Annotated in this window: 12 protein-coding genes; 6 read left to right on the forward strand and 6 right to left on the reverse strand. The window is 53.0% G+C overall.

What is annotated here, in order from left to right; all coding sequences use genetic code 11:
• Position 1: 1 nt before the first annotated feature.
• A complete protein-coding gene (locus FH871_RS14885) occupies positions 2-3,169 on the reverse strand; it encodes a WD40 repeat domain-containing protein (protein WP_138992210.1) in 3,168 nt (1,055 codons plus the stop codon).
• A 580-nt stretch (positions 3,170-3,749) separates the two neighbouring features.
• On the opposite strand from FH871_RS14885, the gene FH871_RS14890 reads away from it, so the two are divergent.
• The gene (locus FH871_RS14890; RefSeq protein WP_138992211.1) at positions 3,750-4,505 is read left to right on the forward strand and encodes a DUF2490 domain-containing protein; all 756 of its coding nucleotides are present in this window, start codon (positions 3,750-3,752) and stop codon (positions 4,503-4,505) included.
• 83 nt (positions 4,506-4,588) lie between these two features.
• Here FH871_RS14890 and FH871_RS14895 read toward each other — a convergent pair whose 3' ends face one another.
• From FH871_RS14895 to FH871_RS14915, 5 genes are all read right to left on the reverse strand, one after another.
• Positions 4,589-6,808, reverse strand: a complete 2,220-nt coding sequence (locus FH871_RS14895; RefSeq protein WP_138992212.1) for a hypothetical protein — start codon at positions 6,806-6,808, stop codon at positions 4,589-4,591.
• Positions 6,809-6,930: 122 nt separating this feature from the next.
• Positions 6,931-9,150 carry a hypothetical protein gene (locus FH871_RS14900; RefSeq protein ID WP_138992213.1) on the reverse strand — a complete coding sequence of 740 codons (2,220 nt, stop codon included), beginning with the start codon at positions 9,148-9,150 and terminating at the stop codon, positions 6,931-6,933.
• Positions 9,151-9,176: 26 nt separating this feature from the next.
• Positions 9,177-10,370 carry an exo-alpha-sialidase gene (locus tag FH871_RS14905; RefSeq protein ID WP_138992214.1) on the reverse strand — a complete coding sequence of 398 codons (1,194 nt, stop codon included), beginning with the start codon at positions 10,368-10,370 and terminating at the stop codon, positions 9,177-9,179.
• A gap of 4 nt (positions 10,371-10,374) precedes the next feature.
• Entirely contained in the window at positions 10,375-11,430 is a 1,056-nt protein-coding gene (locus tag FH871_RS14910; RefSeq protein WP_138992215.1) for a polysaccharide deacetylase family protein, read from the reverse strand.
• Positions 11,431-11,551: 121 nt separating this feature from the next.
• Complete coding sequence (locus FH871_RS14915) at positions 11,552-13,801, reverse strand: regulator (RefSeq protein ID WP_138992216.1); 2,250 nt, start codon at positions 13,799-13,801, stop codon at positions 11,552-11,554.
• Positions 13,802-13,967: 166 nt separating this feature from the next.
• Between FH871_RS14915 and FH871_RS14920 the strand changes: the two genes are divergently transcribed.
• From FH871_RS14920 to FH871_RS14940, 5 genes are all read left to right on the forward strand, one after another.
• Positions 13,968-15,362 carry a metallophosphoesterase family protein gene (locus FH871_RS14920; protein ID WP_138992217.1) on the forward strand — a complete coding sequence of 465 codons (1,395 nt, stop codon included), beginning with the start codon at positions 13,968-13,970 and terminating at the stop codon, positions 15,360-15,362.
• 180 nt (positions 15,363-15,542) lie between these two features.
• Positions 15,543-16,082, forward strand: a complete 540-nt coding sequence (locus FH871_RS14925) for an RNA polymerase sigma factor (protein ID WP_138992218.1) — start codon at positions 15,543-15,545, stop codon at positions 16,080-16,082.
• 180 nt (positions 16,083-16,262) lie between these two features.
• Positions 16,263-17,303, forward strand: a complete 1,041-nt coding sequence (locus FH871_RS14930; protein ID WP_138992219.1) for a FecR family protein — start codon at positions 16,263-16,265, stop codon at positions 17,301-17,303.
• Positions 17,304-17,431: 128 nt separating this feature from the next.
• Positions 17,432-21,028: a SusC/RagA family TonB-linked outer membrane protein gene (locus FH871_RS14935; protein ID WP_138992220.1), complete on the forward strand. Its 3,597-nt coding sequence runs from the start codon at positions 17,432-17,434 to the stop codon at positions 21,026-21,028.
• 22 nt (positions 21,029-21,050) lie between these two features.
• Positions 21,051-22,745, forward strand: a complete 1,695-nt coding sequence (locus FH871_RS14940; RefSeq protein ID WP_138992221.1) for a SusD/RagB family nutrient-binding outer membrane lipoprotein — start codon at positions 21,051-21,053, stop codon at positions 22,743-22,745.
• Positions 22,746-22,842 lie beyond the last annotated feature (97 nt).

The following is a 22,842-nucleotide window of genomic DNA, read 5'->3' on the forward strand; positions in this document are numbered from 1 at the left end:
GTTAATCAGGCTTCGTTTTTTCGTAGGGAATATCTTTCCCGATGTACTTCTCCCACTCTTCCGTGCTCAGGTTGCGCTTCACTTTCCGGGCCAGTTCGGCATACAAATCCGCCGGATCGATGTTGCGGATGCGCACCGTCCGGTCGGCCCCGCAGGCAATCAGCCGTTTGCCGTCATTGCTAAACCGGATGGCCATCACCCACGAGTCAAAATCGTTGATGACAATGGGTTGCTGCTGTTTGATCAAATTGTTGTAATCCCAGATGTGAATCGACCAGTCGGCGCTGCTGCTGGCCACCAGCTTGCCGTTGGGCGAGAAAACAATGTCGCTGACCGTAGACGAATGCCGCCCCGACAAGAGGCTACCCACCGCTTCGGGGGTATTTCCGGTCAGTTTCCAGGCATACAGCAGGCCCGTCGAGGTGCCGGTAAGAAGCTGGGTTCCGTCCGGACTGAAGGCCAGGGCCGTCACCCGGTTGCCAAACTGCCGACGGGCAATCACCTCCGGTTTTTTCGTCAGATCGGATGCGTCGAAACTCAGAATCTGTCCGTTGTTCGAACCACACACCAGTCTTTTGCCGTCGCGGGTAAGCCGGGCGCAGTAGATGGCAAATCCGGAATGATTGTTCTGCAACGAATCGAGCCGGTTGGCGGCCGGTTTCCAGCTCCGAACCTGCCCATCGCCACTGACCGAGATCAGCCGGGATGATCCGTCGGCCGACAGCAACGCCAGCACCGGAACCGCATGAGCCTTGATTGCCGATGGCATGGCCTCCGGTTTTTCGGTGTTCCAGCCGTACAGCCAGCCGTTTTCACTGCCGCCAAACACGGTTTTTCCATCCGGACTCACGGCCACGGCCCGAACGCCATTGGCATTTCGGCGGGGTGTTTTCAAGGATACTGGCGCACGATTTAGTTCGCCGTTTACCCACAGTTTAACCGTACCGTCGTCGCTTCCCGTCGCCATGAGTGCTCCGCTGGAACCGGGTTGCATTGCCACCGTTCGTACCACATCGGCATGAGGGCGCAGCACGGTGTTGGCGTCCGACGATTTGGATAAGGCATTAAAAATGTCCGGATTATCGGGCAAACCGCCGTTCTTCACATTCAGGCGATAGGCTTCCAGCGCCAGCAAAGCCGGCAGATCATCCTGCGTGTTTTCGTTGAGTTGATACGACTGAATCGCCACCGTCCGGGCCACGGCCTTTCCGCGTTGCTGTTCCGCAAATTGCTGGGCCGTCTGCGCCACCGACCGCTGCGCTTCGGCTTCTTTCTGTGAGCCTTCGGCCCGGCTTTTCTGCTGTTCTGCTTCTTTTCGGGCCTCCTCAGCCTGATGGCGTTGCCGCTGCGCATCATTCCGGGCTTCTTCGGCGCGTTGCGTCTGGGCCACGGCCAGCTGGCGGGCGGTTTCGGCCTCCTGGCGTTTCAGTTCAACGGTTTGCTGTCCGCGAACGGCAATCACCCGCTGTTCTTCGGTCAATCGCTTCTGCTGCTCGGCCATGATTTCCTGCTGCTCGGCGATTTTCTTCTGCGTGATGGCTTCCCGGGTCTGGGCTTCGGCGCGGTTTCGCTCAAAAAGAGCAATCTTTTTCTCGGCAATTGCCGTTTCTTCGCTCTGGAGGGCTTCCGTGCGCAAAACCGCCGAAACAATCAGGAAGAAAAGCGAGATCAGCGAACCCACGCCCAGGAAAGCCGCAAAAAAACGCGCCCGTTTCAGTTCCCGTTTTTGCCGTTCTTCCTTGTTGCGGATTTCAAATTCGTATTGATTTCGACTGTATTCCAGAAAGTTGACCGCCCGTTCGAGGTACGGATCGTAGCGATTGGCCCAGGCGGGCGTCGGGCGGTTTTCGGCCAGCCACTTCAGGCCAATCTGCAACTCGGGGTTGACCCACAACCCGGTTTTCCCTTCGTGATACAGCATCGCCGACTGGCTGACCTGCTTGTAAAATTTAGCCGAATCGGTTTCTTCCTTGACCCAGGTTTGCAGCCGTTCCCACAAAATCATCAGCCGCTCGTGGCTAATGTCGATGATCAGATCGGGGTCGGCGTGCAACGTAATCGACGGCGTTAAAAACGCGACATCCCGCTCCCGAAACCGGTTCAGGACATCGATCAACAGGTATGGATTGACGCCCGAAATCTCGCTGATGGTGCCTACTGGAATGGGCCGGATTACGCTCGTATTACCCGCTCCCAGCACAATCAGCGCTTTGAACAGCTTTTCGGTGGCCAACTGGCTTTTTTCATCCGGCAAATTCCCGTACACCTCTTCGGCGTGTAGCGTGATGGCCTTCTGCATTGTTCCAATCGCTTCGTAATCAGACAGATCAATGGGATTGTCGGTGTTGCGATTGAGCTGCCAGTAGTTCCACGTCCGCATGAGCGCGTGTTGCAGGATTGGCAGTTGATCGGCCCGGTTTCCAAGGTCGGTGAGCAACCGGGTGGTGAGTTCTTCGGAAATACCGGCCCCCATCACCTGAATCGGTGTCACGATGGCCTTCCGGATTTCGTCCCGGTTCATCTTGGGCAACAGATACGAACCGTGATTGATGGCTTCCGTTAGTCCTTCATAATCCGTGCAGTCATCGAGGTAATCGGAGCGCATCGTCAACACGACATACACCGACTCATTCTGCCGGCGGCTCAACGCCAGAATCAGGTTGATGAACCCGGCCACTTCTTCGTGGCCGTCGTCGGTCGATTGGTAGCGAAACACATCCTCAAACTGATCGATTACGAGCAACAGGTTCGCGTTTTTACACCAGTCCAAAAGGGCTTCGGGCTTGGTTCGCAGCCACGTTTCTACCTCTTCCGGTGAAAACCGTTCGGCAAACGGGCGGTTTTGCCGGGCAAAAGTCTGATGAAGCGCCAGAGCGAAATTCCGATTCGGCGTTGCTTCGGGATTGAAAGAAACCACCTGCCAGCTCTTGAATGGAGCCGACGGCAGGTTGTTTGTCAGCAGGCTCGGAACCAGACCGGCTTTGACCAGCGATGATTTCCCGCTCCCGGATGAACCCACAATGGCTAAAAAATGCGCATCAGCCAGCCGCTCTTTTAAGTCGTGAAGCTGATTTTCACGTCCAAAGAACAGCCGGGAGTCTTCCGGCTCGAAACTTCGTAAGCCCGGAAACGGGTTTGCAAAAGCAACTTGATGGTACGTTTCAATCATTCCCAGTCACAGCGGACTCCTGACAGCCCGGTTGTCATTTTAGTTTCGGCCTTCGAAACAGCCATTCGCTTTCGTCCCAGGTGTGTGTGTGTTGTTGTCTAAGGCCGATGGAAATGCTGTTGGAAGCAAATGTAGGGGGCCTTTTCCAAAAAGAGTGTCGCAATTATCCCAACCACTATCGTATTTGTACCAAAAAACAACTCAATTTACGTCCAGAGCCGATTGTTACCAAAAAAATGCATGTTTTTACTTAGTAATCTATCATTCGGTAGACATCAGGCAAAAATCTGAGTAAAAACCGCTATTCATCTCCCGCTTTGCCAGTCCAAAAAGTGAACCCATTTACCGTTCATTGCCACAGCGAAAAAAAGAACTCCTTATACTCAATGTTACCACAAATAACGTACCAGTAAACGGATTAAAAACCGGGCAGTTTCGCGGAGTGGAGCGGAGGTAAGGCGTTTAAATCCCCTCTCCGCTTAACTCCGTCTTCTCTGCGAAACTGCGCTTTATTTTTTAATCCTACTGAATGGCTCAGCCTTTATCGCTTCGGATTGGTTCTATAAGGATGAGTCTACACATGTTTGGATGGGTACCGGTATTCTGGCTGGTGTCGATTGCCAGTTTTGGTCAACAGAAGCGCATCATCGATCGTAACCCCATCGGTTGGTTTGTCTACACTGGCGATCACAAGCTGAGTGAAAAGTGGTCACTTCACACGGAATATCAATGGCGTCGCATCCAGTATGTGAGAACCTGGCAACAGTCGCTGGCGCGGTTGGGAGTCAATTACAAGCTGACCGACAAAGTCCAGCTCGGTGGCGGTTACACCCATTTTGTAACGTTTCCCTATGGTGACCATCCCGTGGCCGGCCAGGGTGTACCTACGCCGGAACACCGGCTGTATCAGGACATTCAAGTGGACGACACGGTGGGCCGGTTGCTGCTCTCCCACCGATTTCGGTTTGAGGAGCGCTGGCTCAGTCAGATTGCCGAAACCGGTTCCCGGCGCATCAGCGGCTGGAACTATGAAAACCGGGTGCGGTATCAAATTGCCGTCGAATTGCCCCTGCAAGGGGTCACTATAGACGACAACGAATTTTACCTGACGTTTTTCGATGAGCTATTCATCAGTTTTGGTAAAAATGCGGGGGTCAATATTTTTAATCAAAACCGGATTCTGGGCGGTTTGGGCTACCAGTTTCAGGACCATTTCAAGCTGGAACTGGGGTATTTGAATCAGATCACACAGCACGCAGAAACCGATCCGGTGTCTGGCAACCCGGTTTTTGAGTTTAACAAGGGGTTTCGGGTTAATGTGGTATTTGATTTTTGAGTTATTACACAGAGTTAATCAGAGAGAATCAGAGGTAAACAGAGAATACTTTAATAAACTCTGATTCTCTCTGTGTAATAACTCTATTTTACCGGTGCGGAGATGACGCCCAGATACCGCCCCATCCAGTATGGCAGCAGGAATGAATCGCCGGCGCTGAGTTCACTCATGCCGTTGCCGCCGGGCCGGTCGAGTTTGAAGAGGTTGCGGTTGTGCTTGAGTTCCGGACGCTCATCGGGTGGCAGAACGGAGGTGGTGGTTTGTTCGCGGAAGTTTTCCGGCACAAATTCGAGGTCTTTCCGGTGGCTGTTCACGACGCTCCACTCGATCATGTCCAGCGGAAACTCCTGCAAATGCCAGATGCTTTCCTTCAGATCGAAGGCGCTGGCACCCGTCGATGCATAAATAAAGTTCCAGAGGCTGTTTTTCTCGGGCCGTTCAAATTCCCAATGCTCTTTGATCGTGGCCCCAAACTGGGTTTTCAGTTTTGAGTCAAACGCGTAGCGGTACAGACTCCCGTATGCCAGAAAATACATTTCGTCGTCGGAGTGATTCCACTCTTTGGAGAGCATTTTGGCCCAGTCGCTGGCGTTTTCCGGGCTTTTTCCGATCTCGCCCATCGGCCGCAGCAGGTTTTCGAGGTAGCCGTGTTTCTGCATCAACTCGTAGGCTTTCTCCTTGTAAATCGGCTTTTGGGTAAAATGATAAGCCGCCTGCAAAAACGCGATGATGTTGGACGAGTTAATTTTTCGGTCGCCCACCATCGTTGGAAAACCGTTCACATAATCCGGATGCCATTTACCCCAAAGCGTCGGTTTTCCGTCAAAATCAATCAGATACCAATTGTTGTTGATGATATTCGTCATCAGTTTATCGATCAGGTCAATGGCCCTTTTGCGGGTATCGCCGTCCGTGAGCTCGGCAATTTGGGTGAGGGCGAAAAACTGCCCGACGGTCTGGTCGCTGCTGGTAGTACCGCGCCAGTCCCAGTTACCATCTTTGGCGTGGGTCCAGCCGTTGGTCAAACCGCCGTCCCATTGTTCTGGTTTGAACTTGAAATAGCCTTTCCGCTCGAAGCCCCGCGCAAAATAACCCTTCATGCCGGTGATCGTAAAAAGCCGCTCCATTGCTTCGAACGACTCCATCCAGTTTTGCTGGGCCTCGGGGTCGCCGGTTACTTTATGGCGATACAACTGGCTGACCAGATACATGGCCGTCCAGAGGTTGTCACTGTCGCGCTGGCCCATTTCGAAGGTGGACAAATCACCGTTTTTGAGCGTCGAAACGTCGCAGTTGAAACCGTAGCGGATGTGTCGTTGACGAACCTGTTTTTCATAGACCAGCGATTTGTCGTACAGCGTCATCGGCCTGAACCGGATCTCGCCCAGCCCTTTGCCCGTCAAGATCAGCACACTATTTTCCGGTCCTTCCGAAATATGAATAATCCGGTTTCCCGGCACCCAGCGCTCGCCGTAGTAATAGTTGAATTTTCCATCTGGTCGCAGCATAAAAGCACCTAGTTTGGTGCCAAACCAGAGGTTACCGTGCGCATACGACATCGTGGCCAAATCCGTCACCGGAAGTTTATTCTGCGTGGGACCAACGGTTTTATTCAGGGCCGGATCAAAAACCAGGTAGCCATCGTGCGTTCCCAGATAAAGCTGGTTTTTAACCACTTCAAAACAGGTCAGTCCGGGCTGCCGGAAGACCGTTTTCAGGGATTTGTCCGCCAGCGAAAAAGAGCTTACCGACTGCTCGCCCAAAATCCAGTAGCGGTTTTGGGCGGCTTCGAACCGGATGTCTTTTACCTGATCTGCGGCCAGTTTACCCGTCCAGACCACCGCCGAATCCTGAATCATTTTCAGGGTCGTTCCATCCGAAACCAGAAACGAAAAGCGGTCGGCACCCGGACAGAAAATCCGGGCTTTCGGTAAACCATGCCGGGCCAGCAGCTTCCCGGCCCAGGCATTGCTCAGAACGGATTGATCGTCGAGGTACACAAACTGCTTTTGAGCAACGCCCAGACCTGTCAGCTTTTTATCGGCCATGGGTCGATATGCCTGAACCGGTTCCAGCGTTCCCGGATACTGAAACTGACCGCCCTTGGGTTGCAGCAATCCTTTGGCCGAGAGCACCTGAATAATGCCGTTTCGATCCGCAAAAACCCGGGAGAGTGCGAGGGTCGTGTCTTTCAGATAATGCTTGACGCTGTAGTCCTGGGTATAAGGAATATCCTGATAAACTGGCTGTTGCGCACTAGCCTTAAAGACAACTAAAAGAAACAAGAAGTGAAAACCTTTCATAAATCTTGCGTTAGGGTTAAAAGTTATTTCGCAGGGTTAAGCGGAGGAAATCAGAGTTTATCAGAGTTGTTTTTTTCTCTGTGTAACTCTGATTTCTTCTGCTTAACCCTGCGAAATAACTTCTACTTCAAGGGTCCACTGATAACGCCCAGATACCGCCCCATCCAGTAAGGCAGGAGCCAGATGTCACCCGCGCTATTTTCCGAGCTGCCACCGCGGCCTTTGCGATCCAGATTGAACATGTTGCCGTTGTGCCGCTGGATGGGCCGCTCGTCGGGGGGCAGCACTTCCTTCGTCGTCTGTCTGCGAAAGTTTTCCGGCAACAGTTCAATGTCTTTGCGGTGGCTGTTCTGAATCGACCAGTCGATGAGATCGAGCGGGTGTTCGCGCAGATACCAGGCAGCTTCGTTCAGGTCAAATTCCTTCGTGCCGGTCAGGGCCGTGAAGATGTTCCAGGCACCCTCCTTTTCGGGTCGTTCGGCCTGCCAGTGGTCAATGATCTGCTGCTTGTATTTGGCCTTCAAAGTGTCGTTCAGTGCATAGCGATACAGGCCCCAGTAGCCGACGAAATACATCTCGTCGTCCGAGTGATTCCAGCCATCGGACATGTGTTTGGCGTGTTCGTCGGCATCCGCAGGGGCCTTCCCAATCTCCTTCATGGACCGCATCTGGTTGGTCAGATAGCCGTGTTTCTGCATCAACTCCAGGAGCTTCTTTTTGTACTTTTCCTTTTTCGTGAAATGGTAAGCCGTTTGCAGCATCGCCGTAATATTCGACGAGTTCAGCTTCCGGTCGCCCACGTTGGTCGGGAACGAATTGACGTAGGCCGGGTTCCATTTGCCCCACATCGTCGGTTTTCCGTCGAAATCGATGAGGTACATATCATGGCTGATGATGTGACTCATCAGCGTGTCGATGAGCGTGATGGCCCGGCTTTTCAGGTTTTTGTCGGGAATCAGTTCGGCCATTGCGCCGAAGGCGAAAATGTGACCAATCACCTCGTCACTGCTCGTGGTCGATTTCCAGTCCCACTCCTTATCACTGGCGTGTTGCCAGCGATCCGAATCAGAAAGTTCCTTCATATGCCCACTGCGTTCGAACGAGCGGGCCGGAAAACCCGGCACCGGCGTGATGGTGTAAAGCCGCTCCATGGCATCGAGTGACTCCCGGCAATTTTGCAAGGCTTCCGGATCTTTGGTAGCAGCATAGCGGAAAATCTCACCACCCAGATACATCGAAGTCCACAGGCCGTCGTTATCGGAATCGTCCAGATACCCCGTCGCCAGATTGCCTTTTTCCATCCGGTCCAGCGTCGAGTTGAACCCCACCCGAATGTGGCGGCTCCGAACCTGGTTGTCAAAAAAGACGGCCTTGTCATAAAGCGTCATCTGCTTGAAACAGATTTGCCCCAAACCAGCTTTCGTCAGAATCAAGACCGAGTTTTTGGGACCTTTCGAAATGTGCGTGACCTCATCGCCCGGTAGCCAGCGTTCGCCGTTGTAGTAATCGAACTTGCCGTCCGCGCGCAGGGCAAACGCGCCTTTGGTCGAGCCAAACCACAGTTTACCGTCCACTTCCACCACGGCGGTAATTTCGGTCCACGGCAGTTTTCGGCGAATGGCTCCCACTTGTTTTTTCGTAGCCACATCGAACTCCAGGTAGCCGTCGTTCGTTCCGACAATGATTTTTTTGCCCTGATTGGTCACATCGAAAGCCGTGAAACCGGCTCCATCCAGCACTTTCGTTAGTTTTGTACCCGAAACCGCCAAGGTGTACAACGATTTTTTACCCAGAATCCAGAACTGGTTCGCACCGGGCTGGTAGCGAATCGCCACAGATTCATCACCCGGCAAACTGCCTTTCCAGAGACTTTTTGAATCTTTCAGCAAATTCAGGGAAGTGCCGTCGGATACCAGAAACGTAAAATCAGGGCCGCCCTGAAAGAATTTGGCATTCGGGAGACCGTGTGCGGAAAACAACTTTCCCGCCCAGGCATTGGCAAACACCACCTGATCGCTGAGGTAGACGAACTGCTGCTGGTAACTTCCCAAAGCCGTGAGCTTTTTGTCCTTCATAAACCGGTAGGTGTTGTCGGGTTGCAGGGTACCCGGATAGAGAAACTGACCGTCGTGCGGGTGCAGCAGGTCGCCTTTTGAAGTCAGAATCTGAATAGCACCGTTGCGGTCGACCTGCGCTTCCAGCAGGTCGCCATTGGGCTTGTCCGCATAAAATTTAATGCTGTAATCCTGCCAGTAGGGTTTGTCCTGGTAAACCGGCTGCGTCTGCGCGTAACAAACGCTGGAGAAAATGACAAAAAGAAAACTGTAAAGTGGTGTTCGCATAAAAATTGGGGATTTTGCCCACCCCGTCAGCGGTCGGAGACCCTGCCAGCGGTGGGATTGACAACTACATATTTGATTGATTTCCGGCCTTTTTCAAGATGATAGGAATACGTCAGGTGAATCAGCCCGTCCGGCGTCTGAATCATCGACGGATAGGAAAAACCGCCCTGGCCGGGCTGCTTGTCTTCGATCCGGGTCTTCCATTTCCAGCTTTTCCCTTCATCGTCCGACAAAAAAAGGCTCAGCCGGTGACGTCCGTCGTCGATGTCATTCCCGAAAAACGCCCATTTCCCATCCCGGAGCCGGAGCAGTTCGACACTGGCGGTGTTCGGAATATCAGACTTCACGGTGGCCGTCCAGCTTTCCCCCTGGTCGGTCGATTCGCTGATGTGAACCCGGCCGGGCTGGTCGCCACTGTCGCGCATGTAGGCCACAACGCTTCCATCGTTCCGTTGCGCCAGGGCGGGTTGAATCGGGCCACGACCCACAATCGGCAGACTGGGGCGCCAGTTGGTTCCGTCGTCGTCGGAAATGGCAACCATCGACAGGTTCAGACCGTCGGAATACAGCGGCAGCAGAATCCGGCCCGTTGGCAGCAGCAGCGGTTTGATGCGTGTCATCCAGCCGGTACTGCGTTTGCGCAAATCGCGGCTGGCTTCAATAATCATGTCGTCGTACTTTGGCGCGTATTCGGCCCATCCGGCGGTATTTTCGGGCAGCTTCTTGAATTTTGCGGCCACTTCCTTTTCAAACCGTTCGTCGGGTTTGAGCAGAATGTTGTCCTGCCAATTCCAGACCGGCGCGCCGGGTTTAGTATAGTCAATAGCGGTTTTAAACCGCAGAATCGAGTGCTCCCAGCGGTTGGCCTGAACGGCAATCCAAACCAGAAAAAGGGTATTCTGCCGGTTTAGGAACAGCACCGGGTTACAGTCCGGCAAACCGGGGGTGTCGGCCATCAGAAACGGTTTGCTCCAGGTTTTTTGCCCTTTTGTCAGACGCGCGCCCATGATCCGCACATCATCCGCCGAGCGTTCCCCACTGCCCTGAAACCAGGCAGCCAGAAAATCGCCATTGGGCAGGGCCACCAGGCTGCTGCCATGAACGTCCTCGTTCTGGTACGGAAAAACCAGTTCTTCCCGAACAACGGATACGGGTGACTGGGCCAGCAACCCGTTCGTTACCAGCACAAAAGCCCAAAAAATCGCACAAAATTTTCTCATCGTTTTACTTGATCGCTTTCCGGCGTTGCATCATTTCGCGCCAGGTCGTCAGCACGATGCCTTCGGATTCGATAAACGCTTTCAGTTCGGGGTCCATCATCGACAGCATGTCGGCATACCGCGAACCACCGGAACCGCTGATGTATTTAAAGGTTTCGTTCAGGTCGTTGCTGTGAATGATGATCATGGCCACGCCCGGTTTCATTTTCGTCAGGATTTCCTTAAACCGCTTTGTTTTGTATTTTCCCCAGGCTTCCGGACTCGGGTCTTTTACGTCTTTCGGTTTCCACTGACCGGTGTCGGCGTAGAGATCATCGAGGACGGGCAAGCCCGCTTTCCAGATTTTTTCGCCAATGGCCGGGGCCTGTTTGAGCGACTCCGGAATGGGGAGATTCATGCCTTCCCGGTATTTGCCTTCCGCCTTGAGTTTGTCGATCACCGGCTGAATTTCACTGTCGACCAGTAACGTGTTGTTGCCACCGGGAAACATGACCGGAATGCCGTAATCGACACCCACTTTAATGTATTTTTCCAGGAAAGCCGGGGTAGCAAACAGCGTCCCCATGTGCGAATCGAGGTGCGTCGGTTTCAGGCCCATTGTGATGGCCCGGTCGATCTGCGCCCGCATTTCCAGTTCCAGTTCGTCGGGCCTGGCATGCTTCACCACGTCCGCAACTTCCGGCCACAAGGCCCCTTCCGAATCGGTCAGGCTCGGCACCTGCTTGATACCCGCCAGGGGCGACCAGCGGTAGTCTTTCCATTCAGAGGTGAGCGTCAGGTGAATACCAGCATCGACGGTCGGGTTTTTCAGGACGTATTTGATAAAACTGGCCGACCACGCACACGGCATCATGATGCTCGTCGAGGTTGCCACGCCCTGCTCGATGGACTTGATGGTTCCCTGATTGGCCGACAGAAACATGCCCGCATCATCGACGTGGAAGATGACGATTTTCTTACCCTTCGGGTAGCCAAGCTGCTCGGCGTAGGTGGTTTTAGGCTGCGCGACCCCGTAGGAACTAGTTACCAGAATGAGGATGATTGTTAGTAATTTGTTCATATCGTTAAATTTTACTGTTTCGCGGAGTTGAGCGGAGGAAAAGGGAGTTAAGCGAAGTTTTATTAAAGAAAATTCTCTGCTTCACTTCCTTTTCCTCCGCTCAACTCCGCGAAACAACCCTTCATTCAATCATTTTCAAATACCGCCCCATCCAATACGGCAGCAACCAGAAAACCGGTTCGCGTTCGATGCCGGGGTCGCCGTTGATGGCCGACCACGGGTTTTTGTCCCAGCGGACGACGGTCCGGATGCTGGCGGGCGGCAGTTCATTGATCTGCAATTCATCCAGAACCGGGTGTCGCGAAATCCGAACGTCTTCCCGCTTCGTGTGATCGAACGGCCAGTTGACCAGATCCAGGGGCGTATCGACCAGGAAATCCATGGATGCCGCCAGCTCGGTTTTCGTGTTTCGGGAAAAACAATAAAAGAAATTGACCAGCGGATTGCGGTCGCCCCGACGCCGTTCCATCCACGCATCCATGTGTTTTTCGTAGAACGCCCGCAGTTTGGGATCTTTCTCACAGCGGATCAGAATCGGATAGACATACGCCTGCAACATGACATCGAAATAGATAAACCAGGCCGGATTCTGCTGCGCAATCTGGCCCATGTTATCGAGGTAATGCTCCTGATCGATGAGCCGCCGGTATTCGGTTTCGTACTTTGCCTTACCCGTGACGTGGTGCGCCAGCTTCAGAAACGACAGCATTTCCATCGAATTCTGGCTGCGGTCGGGCGTCCACTCGGGGTCGTGATTCAGTTGTTCCGGCGACCAAACCGCCCAGCGCGTCGGCTTGCCATCGACATCGACCAGGTTGTAATTGTGTTTGATCAGATAGTCCACAATCCGGGCGATGTGCTGGCGGACGACGTTTTTTTCGGCCTCATCCGCCACCAGTTCATAATACAGGTAATAGCCAATCATGTGACCGCACAGTTCATCGCTGCTCGTGTCGCCTTTCCACAGCCATTTTCCGTCTTTCGATTTCCGCCAGCGGGTTTCCACCGGTTTGAAACGCGGTTCCTTCACCAGTTCGTCGGCCCGTTCCCGCGCGCTGAAGGTGCGGTTTCCGTCGTGAACGCTGGTCCAGTGAACCGGCACAATGGTTCGGGCAAAAAAACCGTCGGTGTCCGTCACTTCCTGCAACAGTTTCAAAAACCGGAAGGCTTTGGCGGCTTTCGCCTTCGCATCCGGACTTTGGGTGGTGGCAAACCGGAAGCATTCCATCGCCAGGTAGTTGCCGGTATATTCGCCGTCGTTGTCGTCATCATCGGGTGCCCAGGTCGTGGTGTCGCCGGGTGTCAGTAGCTTACACTGCCCCGCAATCCACGGTTCGCGGATGTGGCGTTTCATCAGAACGTCGTAGAAATAATCGTTCTTCTGCGCCAGATTCATCTTCCGTTTTCTGATCGCGCTCACGCCTTTCGCCGTGGCAATCCAGGCGTTTCCGGCGGCATCGAACGCCACATCCTTGACGTGATCGTCGAGCAGCCAGCGTCGGCTGAACCGGAGCGAATGACGGCCATCGGGCTGATACCGCACGACCCCCACCTCCGTTCCCACCCACATCGACCGGTCGGGCGCTTGTTCGACGCAGGTAACAAAATTGGACGGAATGCCTTCTTCCTGCCGCAGCGTTTTCACGTTCTGATGCTGGTTCAGAATGGTTACACCACCCAGTCCGCCCGCCCACACGTTTTGCGCCGAATCGAAGGCAATTCCCTTGATGTAGGCACTGATCAGGTGATCGGTTTTGTAAAGATGCACCGTCGAGTCGGCCCGGCTGTGGTACAATCCCACATCGGTGGCCACCCAGATACCGCCCTGCCGATCCGAGATCACATCCCGAATCGAGCGGGCTATCGGGTATTTTTTGGGTTGCCAACCCATAGCCGTATGGAGCCAGACGCCGTGGGGGCCGAGTGCGTAAACGCCTTCGCTGGCGGCACATAGAGCAGAAATGGGCGCGACCGGCCCGGTCATCCGCTCCAGTTTCTGGTCTTTAAACCGATACACCCCGTTCCAGGTCCCGAGCCAGACCGCCGAATCGTTTGCTACTTCGACGGCAAAAGCCGGCCCCTGGTCGGCTTCCGTCAGCACAGGCGTCCAGGTGTTCTGGTCAGCTTTTTTCCTGAAAACACCGGCGGCCGTAGCAGCCCAAACCGTGGACTCCCGGTCGACGGCCACGTTACGCACCTCGTTTTCGTCGGGCCGGGTGCCGATCGGAAACGCTTCGTGGTATTCCTGCCAGAAAGCGGAATCCTGGTAAACGGCCTCTTCTTCCACGACCCGATCGCCCGATTCACACGACCAGAACAGGCCGAACAGCAGGTACAGCGGGAGGGTGTAAAGATTTCGTTTTGGGTTCATGAACGGTCCGGAACGGTTTCTGCTGTAGTATACTCCGCAATCGGAATTCCGGGCTATCGGGCCGGGGACGCAAATTTCAGCTTTTCTGAAAACCAAAAGATTAACACAGCGGTAATAGTCCTTTTCGCAATTTTGGCAGTATTTCCATTGGTAAAAATGAGTCCTTATGAAATTTCACCTGCCGTTTACCCTGCGTTCTGCTTCTTTTCTAGCTCTTTGTCTATCCATTCAACTCGCCCATGCCCAGGAGCACAAACCGTATGCACCATCGGTTTATCCGGATCGGCTGACGTTAGGATGGCAGGAAAACCCGGCCACTTCGCAGTCGGTCAACTGGCGAACCGATTCGACCATCACCAATGCCGTGGGCATGATTGCGGAAGCTGATCCTTCGCCCGAAGTAGCCGCGAAAGCCATCACTGTTACCGCTACGACCCAGTCGGTCAAGCTGGATGGCACCACGAAGCTGTACCATACCGTTCATTTCAAAAACCTGAAACCGGCCACGAAATACAATTACCGCGTGGGCAACGGAACCTACTGGACCGAATGGTTTCAGTTTACGACGGCCAGCGACGGCCCGGTTCCGTTTTCGTTTATCTACTTTGGCGACGCGCAAAATGACATTCGCTCGCTCTGGTCGCGGGCCATTCGCGGGGCCTATTCCACCATGCCGAAGGCCGCTTTCATGATTCACGCGGGAGATCTGATCACAACCTCCAACGCCGACTGGCAGTGGGGCGAATGGTTCGAAGCCGGTGGCTGGATCAACGGCATGGTGCCGACGCTGGCCACGCCCGGCAATCACGAATATTTTAAGGATGACGACGAGCAGCGGAAGGTGTCGCGGCACTGGCGACCATCGTTTGTACTGCCCGAAAATGGCCCCGAAAAACTGAAAGAAACCGCGTATTACCTCGATTACCAGGGAACCCGGTTTATCTCGCTGGATTCGCAGGGGGCCCTGCTCGACTCGACGGTTTTGGATCAGCAGGCCGACTGGCTTGTGAAGGTATTGACCAACAACCCCAACCGCTGGACAGTGGTGACGCACCACCACCCGATTTATTCGACCAAAAGCGGCCGCGATAACCAGGAATGGCGCGATAAAATGGAGCCTCTTTATAAAAAATACGGCGTCGATCTGGTGTTACAGGGGCACGACCATACTTACGGGCGCGGCCTGAACATGCCGCTGGGAAAAAGCCGGAAGTATCCCGACGGACCGGTGTATGTGGTGTCGGTTAGCGGGCCGAAGATGTACGACATCGGTTTGCAGGACTGGATGGACCGGGCGGCTTCCAATACGCAGTTGTACCAGATCGTTTCCATCGACGGCGGGAAGCTGGCCTATCAGTCGTTTACGGTTACGGGCGAACTCTATGACTCGTTCGAACTGGCTAAAAATGCCAAAGGCAAGAACCAGCTTACCGATCGGTCGCCGGTTTTGAAGCCCGAGCGACTCGACCTGCCGACCGAGTACCAGAAACGATTCAAACCGGAACAACTGGAAGAATACAACCGAAAATACAAGGAATATAAAGCCCGAAAAAACCAGTAAATTCACCTAAAAACCGTCTTGCGCAAATTGAGGATAGATTTACGCATTTTGCGACGGATCTATCAAAAAAAATGACCAATTTTAGCTTAACAACAGCCAGTTGCTGAACAGGTCACACCATTGAAGAGAACGAGTACCCAATCGCCCGTAATTTTTAACGTTTCCTAATCACCCACGACAATGGATTGTCTAAATGAACGTATTCTCCGCAGAGTGATCCAGGGCGATCAGGCTGCTTTTGCGGAGTTATATAAGTACTACCGGACACCGGCTCTTAAATTCTGCATCACGCTTCTGAAGGACGAAGAAGAGGCCGAAAACATGATTCACGAAGTTTTTATCAAAATCTGGGATCGACGCTCACAAATTAACCCTACCCTTAACTTTACCTCGTACTTGTTTACCTGTCTGCGGAATATGGCCTTCGATCATCTGAAAAAGATGGAGAAGAACAACCAGCTTAAACAGCAGTATCTGGAAAAGATGGCAGCAGCCCGCGACGAAGAACAGGAAGATAAAGAAATGAAGTTCCAGCTCCTCTACACGGCAGTAAACCTGCTGTCTGAAAAACGGAAGCAAATTTTATTCCTCAACATCGAGGAAGGAAAATCCTATCAGGAAATTGCGGAAATGCTGATGATTTCAAAAAATACCGTTAAGAATCAGTTGGTAAAAGCGAAGCAGTTTCTTCGCGAAAAGGTTGACATGGCGGCTTTATAATCCGGCTTACTCCTATTCCCGTTTTTTGTTCAGAAAGCCATTCGACTCCCACCGTTCGAATGGCTTTCAACTTTTATACACCCCCGGTTCAGACCGGTTTTATCAAAAATATTTCTCTGATCAATAGTCTTTTAGCAAGTCGGCACAGTATTATAGGCAACTTACCAAACTACCGATAGAATGGTACGGTCCCGCGCCGAATATTTGATTAACAAACTCATCAGCAACTCGCTGACGGGGAAAGAATTGGATGAATTGCTGGAGGGGCTGGGAAAAGATGAGACACTACAGGAGTATTCGCCGATTCTGGAAAACTATTTCAATGAGCTGGTCGAAGAAGAACGTTCACCTTCCAACTCAGAACCAACTATAAAACCGGATGACGAGGCCGCCCTCACGCGGTCAAAAGGGATGCCCCTGCCGATTCGAGCATTCTATACCGATTACCGGGGAATAGCCGCCTTTGTCACCCTCCTGTTTAGTCTGGGCACTTTATACTACTTTTTCGCCACCGGCAATTCGACGCTCCCCATTGCCCTAAACCAACCCAAAACCGCCACTTTTGCACCGAATACGCCCACCAAAGAAGAAGCCGTACCCCGCGGAAAACGGAAAAGCCTGCGCCTGAGCGACGGCAGTGTGGTGAAACTCAATTCGGACACCAAAATACGGTTTCCGAATGCCTTCGGTCAGGCCGTCCGGACGGTTGCTTTGCAGGGAGAAGCTTTCTTTGACGTGGAACGGGACGAATCGAAACCGTTTGTCATTTCGGTGGGCGATCTCCGTATAAAAGTACTCGGAACGTCTTTTAATGTAAAGAATTATGACGACGAAAATGAGGTGGAAATAACCGTCCAATCCGGTAGGGTTAGTGTTAACCTGAATGCCGAAACAGCGACACCCATTATTCTGATAAAAGATCAAAAATTAATCTATTCCAAATCGACCGAATCGTTTCGGATTACCGACGTCAATGCCGTGCAGGAAAGCAGTTGGGTAAACGGCTCCCTGCAATTCAATAATACGCCCATGATTTCCGTGGAGCGAACGCTGGAAAAGTGGTATGATGTCGATATTATCATTGAAAACAAATCACTTTACCATACGTCATTTACGGGGGTTCATCTGAATGAAAGTCTTGATTCTATGTTAGAATCAATCACGTATGCGATTGATGCACAATACGAAATTAACGGCAAAACCGTGACCATTCGAAATTAACAATATCATAAAAAGAGAAACGATGAAAATGAACGAAAACACCTCTTAATTTGATGTGGCAAGCGGCTTTATGGATAAAATTAAATTCATTTTTATCTACAGATAATTCCTACTTAATTAATACTTCTATGAACTCGAACTCTATTATTCCACGAATGCTAAGGCATTTGTGTACAGTAGCACTGTTGGCGGGGTTGTGTTTCTCGGCAGCATGGGCAGATCGACCGGAAATCGATCTGGAAAATGTTAAAATATCCCTGGTCCGGGAGGAAGGATCGATTCAGAAAATCATCGGTAAAATTACCAAAATTACCGGTTACGTATTTCTGTATGAGGACAACTTGAAAAGCGAACTCGAAAAGCGTGTCAAAATCGAGAATGGCAACAATCTACAAAGCATCCTGGCCAGCATCTCCCAACAATCGGTGCTGGAATTCAAAGCGGTAAACAAGAACATCGTTATTCGGAAACGTTCCGGGCAACCGTCGGAGCCGAGTGAGATCAAGCAAGGCCGCAAAGTGAGTGGCCGGGTAACGTCCAGCGTCGACGGCGCTTCCCTGCCCGGTGTGAACGTGGTTTTGAAAGGCTCGCAAACCGGTGCCAACACCGACGGAAACGGCCGGTATACGATCGATGTTACGGGTTCAAATCCGGTACTGGTTTTTTCGTACATCGGTTTTGAGACCCAGGAAATTGTCGTCGGAAGCCGCAGCACCGTTGATCTGACCCTGACCGAAAGTGCCGAAACCCTGCAGGAAGCTGTCGTGACAGCCCTTGGCATCAAACGCGAAAAACGGTCGTTGGGTTACGCCGTGCCTGAATTAAAAGGCGATGCGCTCACGAATGTAACGCAGGAAAATGCCATGAACTCGCTGGCGGGCCGGGTGCCTGGGGTTGCCATCAACCAAACCAGCGGGGTGGGTTCTTCCATCAGCGTCGTGATCCGGGGAGCCAAATCGCTGACGGGCGACAACCAGCCGCTGTTCGTCATCGACGGGGTGCCGGTGGCCAACGGATTGAACAACCTCCGCTCCATGGGAGACCGCAATAACGTCGACTACGGGAACGCCATCTCCGACCTGAACCCGGAAGATATCGAAAGTATATCGGTGCTGAAAGGCCCCAGCGCAGCCGCACTGTATGGCTCACGCGCCGGGAACGGGGTTATTCTGGTAACCACCAAAAAGGGCACCAAAGGCAAAGGGGTCGGCATCACGTTCTCGACCAGCAATGTGTTCGAACGGCCCTACCGCTACCTGGATTTTCACTACAAATACGGCAACGGCGACCGCAATAACCGCCTGGACGAAAGCTCGGCCTACTGGGGTGGCCCGGCGCTCGATGCCGGCATCAACGCCGTTCAATGGAACAGCCCGGTGGGTGCCGATGGCAACAAGGTGGCTACACCACTGGTGTCGTACAAAGACAACATGAAGAACTTCCTGGAAACCGGGATTACTTCGACGAACAACATTGCACTGGCGGGTTCGGGGGACAAAACAACCTACCGGATTTCGTTCAATAACATGACGAACAAGGGCCTGATTCCGAACTCGGACTTATTCCGGAATTCGCTGGCAACGGCGGTGGCGTTCGACATCAGCAAAAATTTCAAACTGAGCACGAACCTCAACTTCGTTCGGTCGAAATCGAACAACCGCCCTTCCACCAACAACCGGGGTGCTAACCCGCTCGAGGCTGTTTACCTCTATCCGCACGTCGATGTGCGTCAATTGACCAACTATTGGGTGCCGGGGAGCGAAGGAATTCAACAGCGGTCGGTTTCTTCCAACGGCGATAACCCGTATTTTCTGGCCTATGCCCTCAACAACGGCTTTGTCCGCGATCGCGTTTTCGGAAATATCAAACTCGACTGGACCATTTCGCCCGAACTGTCGGCTTACGCCCGGGTTTCGCACGACCAGTTTGCCGAAAACCGGGAAACCAAAATTCCCTGGAGCTATTCCCGGGGCCGGAATGGTGGCTATTACCTGCAGGACATTGCCCGGTATGAAACCAATGCCGACGCCATGGTGACCTACCGCAAGAAAATCAGCGATTTCGACTGGAGCATCTCCGGCGGTGGAAACGTCATGAAGCAAAATTACCGCGATTCCTACATGGGCGGAGCCATCCTGACCATCCCGAACCTGTACCGGATTTCCAATATTCCGAATACCGCCCTGCAATTCTCCAACAGCACGTACGAGAAGGCTATTTACAGTTTGCTGGGAACGGCATCGCTGGGGTTCAAAGACCAGCTTTACCTGGATTTGACGGCCCGGAACGACTGGTCGAGTACGTTGCCGGCCGCCAACCGCTCCTACTTCTACCCCTCGGCTTCGCTGAGCTGGCTGGCCAACTATACCTTCAACCTGCCATCGGAAATATCATTGCTGAAATTCCGGGCCAACATCGCACAGGTCGGGAACGACACCGACCCCTACCGGCTGGTTCCGGCCTTGGGAACCGGTTCGTGGGGAAGCCTGATTACGACCAACGTATCGGGAACCCTGCTGAACCCGCAACTGAAACCGGAAATTCAGACCTCGACTGAATTCGGTGTAGAGTTGAACCTGTTCAATAACCGCCTGCGGTTCGACGGAACGTATTACAACGCCGAGAACAAAAACCAGATTCTGACCGTTACGACGCCTACCTCCTCAGGATTTGGCAGCAAGCTGATCAACGCCGGGGCGCTGGTGAGCAAAGGCTGGGAAATCGTGTTGGGAGGAACACCCATCAAGAGCACCAACGGCTGGAACCTGGATCTGAACGTCAACTTCACCCGCAACCGCACCACCATCAAGGAACTGGCACCGGGTATCGATTTCTACCAATTGTGGGACGACAACAACGGGGGAGCCTTCTCCTTCGTGGGGGAAGAAATCGGAAACCTCTACAGCCGGGGCTTTGCCACGGTGCAGGATCCATCTTCGCCGTATTACCGCTGGCCAATCCTGACCCGCAACGGCGAATGGACAGCCGTCAATGACCGGGATAAGCGGGTGAAAGTCGGCAACTTCAACCCCCGGTTTATGATGGGGATGCAGGCATCGCTTTCCTACAAACGCTTTACGCTGAATGCCAGCTTCGACTGGCGGAGCGGAGGAAACTTCCAATCGTATACGTACCGCTACGGCGAGTCGGACTGGCGGTCACAACGGCAGATTGACAACCTGATTCCGGGTGGGACGATGTCATCGACGGACCTGGTGAACCTGCTCAAGTCGGATCCGGAAAAATACATCATCCCGGAAAACGGCAACTTCCCGCGTGTCGGGGGACATACGCAGGCGACGGGTGGTATAGGCTTCGATTCCAACGGCGACGGTGTGCTTGAATACGACGGCGGTTTTATTCCGGGCGTAATTCAGAATGCCGATGGCACGTATACCGAACACCTGGGCGGCACCGGCACCAACATTTACCCGATCACCGACACCTACCCCTGGAGCTTTAACCAGCAAATCACCTTCGATGCTTCGTTTGTCAAACTGCGGGAAATCTCCCTGGGCTACAACATTCCGAAACTGTTCGGACTGCGCAATGCCAACATTTCGGTCTATAGCCGGAACATCATTCTGTGGACGGCGGCTAAAATCGGGATCGATCCCGAACGGGCTTTCCAGGCCGATGGTGGCCGGTTCCGTCAGGGCATCGAATTGCAGAACGTCATGCCATGGACCATTCCGGTTGGCTTTAAAGTAGGCTTCAGTCTGTAATCGTACCAACATCTTATTTACCATGAAACGATTTCATCTTTTTTCCAAAGCGGCTTTCATTCTGGCGATGTTCCTGTTCTCCTCCTGCGAAGAGCAACTGACCGAACTGAATGAAAACCCCAATGTGGTTGACCCCGCTACGGCCAACCCAAACATGTTGATGCCAACGGTCACTACCGGCCTGGCAACCAGTTATCTGGGACTTGGTTACGGCGATATTGCCGGGGTTGTGCAGCACACCCAGAAAGACGGCTGGTTTGGCGGACATAACCACTACGACTGGACGCCCAACGACTGGAGCAATTATTATAACCTGCTGCGTAACAACGAGTTTCTGTATCAGCGGGCATCGGAACTGGGCTTTAAATTTCACCAGGGTGTGGCTCTGACCATGAAAGCCTATATTTTCGGGCTGATCACCGACCTCTGGGGCGATGCGCCCTACACCAATGCCTTGAAGGGCAATTTGTCCAACGACTACATCCTGCCGACGTATGACAGCCAAGAGGTAATTTACAAGGGCATTATCGAGGATCTGAAAGCCGCGTCGGCCCTGTTTGCCACCGGCGAAACAACGGGCTACCTGACCAACTACGATGTGTTCTACAAAGGCAATGCGGCCAGCTGGCACAAGTTTGCCAACTCGCTGCTGCTGCGGTATTACATGCGGATTTCGGCCAAATTACCAGACATTGCCAAAGCCGGGATCGAGAGCGTCTACAGCTCCGGTATTTATATCAAAACCCCCAGCGAAGATGCTGTCATGGACTACATTGGTGCCACTGCCGCCAACTCCTGGCCCGGTGCCGTTGCGTTTGAAGCCGACCCCTCGGAATACCGCCGTCGGAAACCCGCGAAACCGCTGGTCGACAAACTGCTGCAATTCAACGATCCGCGTCTGAAAGTATGGATTGCGCCGGTTTACGTGCAGTGGGTGGCAGATCCGACCCTCGCCACCCCGGTCGATCCGTTTATCCGCCGAAACGGGGTGATTCAGACGGGTACGGTTTCGCTGACCGATGCCGCTTTCCTGCCCCTGGTGAAAGCCGGTACAAAGTTTACCCGGAACTTCAACCCCAACACCTTTTCCGTAGCGCTCGACACGCGTGAATACGTGGGTGTTCCGCCCGGTTTGATTGACCCTAGCTCGTACAACTACAACCCAACGACGGGACAAGTTGTTCAGAACCAGCACGTTTCACAGCTTGCCGAACTCTATCGCGGAAGCAGTGGTGGTTTGCTGAAAGCCCGGCTGATGTCAGCTTCCGAAACCTCGTTCATCCTGGCCGAAGCGGCCATGAAAGGCTGGGCGGTCGGAAGTGCCGAAACCCACTACAATGCCGGGGTGAAAAATTCACTCGAAACCTGGGGGGTTGGAACGCAATACAACACCTACATCGCCACTGCCGGTGTTAAATTCGACAACACACTGGCCCAACTCATGGATCAAAAATGGATTGCCAGTTGGACAGCAGCTCCCGAAGCCTGGTTCGATTACCGCCGAACCGGCCTGCCCGCCTTTAAACCTGGACCGGCTGCGGCTGAAAATGTGTTGCCGGTGCGTTTCATTTACGGCGATAATGAAACCAACTACAACAACGCCAATGTGACGAGCGCACTGAGCAAGCTGGAAGAAAATTCCCATACCAAAATACGGGGCAAAAACAGCCAGTGGGCCAAACCCTGGGTGATTCAGGGCACCGGCAAACCCTGGTGATTAAATTACTTTGAACAAATTGAAAAGGGTGGATCGTATTCCACCCTTTTTCACGTAAATTATTTATATTTCAGCACTTTATTTTTATAAACCGTAT

The sequence above is a fragment of the Larkinella sp. C7 genome (genome assembly GCF_006149005.1).
Classification (GTDB): domain Bacteria; phylum Bacteroidota; class Bacteroidia; order Cytophagales; family Spirosomataceae; genus Larkinella.